This is a genomic window from Megasphaera sp. ASD88, assembly GCF_002287425.1.
GTDB classification, from domain to species: Bacteria; Bacillota; Negativicutes; order Veillonellales; family Megasphaeraceae; genus Megasphaera; species Megasphaera stantonii.
Map to the genome: position 1 here is coordinate 1 of NZ_NQXW01000066.1, position 601 is coordinate 601.

General features: G+C 54.1%; 1 protein-coding gene. It reads right to left on the reverse strand.

Going from position 1 to position 601, the window contains the following annotated elements; all coding sequences use genetic code 11:
* Positions 1–587, reverse strand: a 587-nt coding sequence (locus CJ260_RS12520; protein WP_233127996.1) for an IS30 family transposase, incomplete at its 3' end; no start/stop codon positions are given.
* Positions 588–601: the final 14 nt, after the last annotated feature.

Here is a 601-nt window from a genome sequence, read left to right on the forward strand (position 1 = left end):
GTATGGTAGCCCAAAACACGCCGTGGGCGCTGGTTCAGCGTATCTGCCATGTTCAGGATATCCTCATCAGAGAACCGCTCCATGGACATGCCCTTTGGGATGAAATCCCTCAGCAGGCCATTGTGGCGTTCGTTCTGAGCCCGCTCCCATGAGCTGTACGGATGTGTAAAGTATATCTTGGTACCGAGGTTCTCGAACTGCGATAAGTTCTCAAACTCTGGACCGTTATCGGCCGTCATCGTCTTAAAGATCTGGCTGAAGTACTCTGCGCCATATCGCTCCTGCAACTGTGCAAGAGCAGCTTCAACGCCGGCGCAGGTACGTCCAGGAATTCGGATAGCGATGTAGTTGCGCGTAACCTTTTCAACAGCGGTGAAGACTACTGCCTCACGGCCTGCGCGCCGACCAACGACCGTATCCACTTCCCAGTGGCCCATCTCGGTACCATCATCGACGACGGCAGGACGTTCCTCAATGGAGCGACCCTTCATACGTTTGTTCTTACGCACCCATTTGCGGCGGCGTTTGTGCTTCAAGACCTGCGGTACCTCGAAGAGTGACAGTGGAAGTTTGTTAGCCCAAAGCATGTTGTAGAGCGTCT